General features: G+C 39.5%; 5 protein-coding genes. All 5 read left to right on the forward strand.

The window, feature by feature from the left end; genetic code table 11:
• On the forward strand, positions 1-680 hold a 680-nt coding region (locus tag NHH16_RS15155), incomplete at its 5' end, for a ParB/RepB/Spo0J family partition protein (protein ID WP_262070432.1).
• On the forward strand, positions 677-1726 hold the full coding sequence (locus tag NHH16_RS15160; protein WP_262070433.1) for a replication initiator protein A: 1050 nt from the start codon (positions 677-679) through the stop codon (positions 1724-1726). The genes NHH16_RS15155 and NHH16_RS15160, both read left to right, overlap by 4 nt.
• Before the next feature lie 119 nt (positions 1727-1845).
• Positions 1846-2370, forward strand: a complete 525-nt coding sequence (locus tag NHH16_RS15165; RefSeq protein ID WP_262070434.1) for a hypothetical protein — start codon at positions 1846-1848, stop codon at positions 2368-2370.
• Complete coding sequence (srtB, locus tag NHH16_RS15170) at positions 2367-3116, forward strand: class B sortase (protein WP_262070435.1); 750 nt, start codon at positions 2367-2369, stop codon at positions 3114-3116. The genes NHH16_RS15165 and srtB overlap by 4 nt, the downstream gene beginning before the upstream one ends.
• A gap of 146 nt (positions 3117-3262) precedes the next feature.
• Positions 3263-3465: hypothetical protein (locus NHH16_RS15175; RefSeq protein ID WP_262070436.1), on the forward strand; the 203-nt coding region annotated here is incomplete at its 3' end.

The raw sequence follows: 3465 nt of genomic DNA on the forward strand, positions 1-3465 counted from the left end.
GAATTGTTCGAATTAGGTCTCTAGGCGGTTATGAGATGGTTTCCGGGCATAGACGCTGTCTAGCCTCTAGGCTTGCCGGTCTCTCCACGATGCCATGTAGGTGTAAGACGCTGACAGATGAAGAGGCTGTTCGAATAATGCTTGATAGTAATATTCAAAGGGAGAATCTATTACCTAGCGAAAAGGCATTTGCTTATAGGATGCGCTTAGAGACATTCAAACATCAAGGGAAGGAAGGGATAAAGTCTGCTAAAAAGGTTGGGGAAGAAGCTGGCGATAATGAACGCAAAGTTTATCGGCTTATCCGTCTAACATACTTATTAAAGGAGCTGCTTGATTTTGTTGATAAAAAGAAGATTCCGGTCATTGCTGGTGCAGAATTATCTTATTTAAAGAAGCAAGAGCAAAAAGAGTTGCTTAAGACTATCTTAGAAACAAAAAAGTTTCCAAATGTAAAAATCTCTAAGGAGCTTAAAGAAGCTAGCAATAGAAGGGAGTTGTCGGCAGAGAGATTACAGGAGATTATTTTTGCAAAAGAAAAGAGGCTGTCGGGTAGTATAACCATAAAACGCAAGACGATACAAGAATTCTTTCCCGAAGGTTTTCATGATGAAGAGATAGAGTCTGTAATCTATAGCCTTTTAGAAGACTGGCGGAAGAAGGGTGGGGGTAAAGCTTGAAAAAGAGAATAAAGTTTGAATACTTTAGTGATTATGAAGCGGAAAGCTTTTCCTTTTACCGAATCCCCAAGGTGCTTTTTACAGACCCATATTTTGCTCATGTATCATGCGAGGCTAAGGTTTTATATGGCGTCTTGCTTGATAGAATGAGTTTATCAATTAGAAATGAATGGATTGATAGAAATGGAAAAGTTTACATCATCTTTACAATTGCAGAGCTTATGGAATATATGAGTTGTAAACGAGACAAGGCAATCAAGCTCATGGGTGAGCTTGATACAGTAAAAGGAATTGGGTTAATAGAGAAGGTTAAAAGGGGGCTAGGGCAGGCGGATCATATTTACGTTTTAAACTTCAATGTATCCCCAAATGATAGTAGTTCCGGTAAAATGTCCGGAATAGCGGACGGCGCAGATATTAAGGTGAAAGAGCCAGAGGTCGGAAAAGACCGACCCCAAGAAGTCGGAAAAGACCGACCTCAAGAAGTCGGAAAACGCCGACCCCAAGAAGTCGGAAAACGCCGACCTCAAGGAGTCGGAAAATGCCGACCTCAAGAAGTCGGAAAACGCCGACCTCAAGGAGTCGGAAAAGACCGACCTCAAGAAGTCGATATTTCCGACCCTAATAATACTAATATAAATAATACTGAAAAAGAACGATCTATCCATCTATCTAGTGAGATAGAAAGAAGGATGGCAGTTGTTAACGCTACGGCGATAGCAGTGAAAGAACAGGTCGGGTATGAGTTCCTTGTTTGTGATCATGAGAAAAAAGCCGTAGATGAGCTAACAGAGATAATTGTAGAGGTATTGGCAAGCGACAAAAGAAATATTAAAGTTTCTGGCGAGGAAATCCCAGCACAGCTAGTAAAAGAGCGTTTTCAAAAGATTAACTTCTCTCACATGCAATACGTCTTTGCTTGTTTAGAAAAGAATACGAGTAAAGTGCGTAATATCAAGCAATACCTAATAAGCGTTTTGTACAATGCGCCGGTTACTATGAGCCATTTTTATCAAGCCGAAGTAAATCATGATCTTTATGGTTAAAACAAAATAACCTTGTGACAAATTGACACGAAGTGAAATTTCAAGCTTTGTGACAATTTGTCACGAAGTTACTTCTTTCGTCATAAAAACACAAGGAATATGTCGAAAGGAGAAGTTGCGTGAGAAGAGAGATTACGATTAAGGAAGTTATCTTCCGTTTGCAGACGTGTGAACAGTTTTCTGCGGAAGAGACGGTTAAGTATCAAGAGTTAAAGGAGAAGTGGGAAAAGGTGAACGCAGAGTACCATACTAACTTGTATGCTAGAGCCAATCTACAAGATACAAATAAAGGCACCCCTGAACGTAGAGATCTATTCCATACCATTGAATTGCATGAAGAGCTGTTCGCAGAGATTCTTCGAGATATTAATTACGAGCTCCAAAGACTCTATAATGAGCGACAAATATATAAACGAATAAGATGCTGCTATTCAAGTTTAGTGGGGAAAGAAAGAGAGATTATTCTGAATCGTTATATTAAGAGTAAGCCTTACAAAGAAGTTTTAAGTGATTTTAAAGGGAGTCAGAGAACATTTGAAAGAGTAAGAAATTCTGCACTAGAGAAAATTCGGGATAGATTCAATAGCTTTGCTAGTGATGCCGAAATTGTGAAGAACTCTGAGAAAGGAGTCGTAGACTTATGAAGTGGAAGGAGCTGAAGTTTTTAATCGTATTGTTTTTAGTCTTGGCATTTATCTTTTTCTATTTTGCTTCAAAAGAGCAAATGCCTTATAGCCAAGCAAAGAAAGAGATGAATCAGCTGAAAAGCCAATACGTAGAAACAAAGCAGAAGGATGTAAAAAAAGATGAAGTGGAGGAAGCGTCCACTTACGAGATTGATTTTGCAGGATTACAGACGATAAATCAGGAAATCATTGCTTGGATTCGTATCCCCGGAACGTCTATTGACTATCCAGTGTTAAGAAGTGGGGACTCCGAGTACTATCTGTATCATAACTATCAGAAGGAAGTAGACGTGGTGGGCAGTATTTTTATGGATGCGAGAAATAGCCCTGAGTTTGTCAACGCTCACACTATTATATATGGACACAACATGATTACGACCCAGATGTTTAGCGAGCTTCCGAATTATGCGGATGCCAGCTATCTGATGAAGAGAAGAATAATTGAAGTCTATCAGCCAGGTCTCTACCGGGAATATGAAATTATAAGTGCATATGAGACAAGTGTGGAAGCCGCTGATTATCAGGTCCTGTTTGAAAGTCAAGAAGAATGGGAAACATGGCTTAAGACAAGTTTTAAAAGGAAGGAGGATAGCGAAAAGGTATTAACCTTATCAACTTGCACGAACGCAGGTGGGGTTAGAGAGCGTTTTGTAGTACACGCAAAATTAATAAGAGAAGAACGTACCGAGAACCGAGGGTTTTAGTGAAAGCTAGAATCTTCGGTTTTTTTATTTAGAAAGGAGGTGATTTTATTGAGGGTATAGAGGACAAGTAAATAGGGATTTGAAGCTAAGCATGAGGGAAACCTGATGCTTATTTTTAGCAAAAAGAAAAGGAGTAGAACTCAAATATGAAGAAAGTAAAGAAACGGTTACTGACCTTAGCAGGAGTGGTAATGATGCTTTTGACCCTAGTTATGACATCACAGGTAAAGGCAGAAGATAAGACAGTGTTCAAAGTGACAAAAGAGGAGTCAGCGAACGGAAAAATAAAGATTACAGAAGGGGAGGATAACTGGGTTTACGTAACGGTTCAGGCGGACGCTGGGTATGT

This window comes from Ohessyouella blattaphilus (genome assembly GCF_024721265.1).
GTDB lineage: Bacteria > Bacillota > Clostridia > Lachnospirales > Lachnospiraceae > Aequitasia > Aequitasia blattaphilus_A.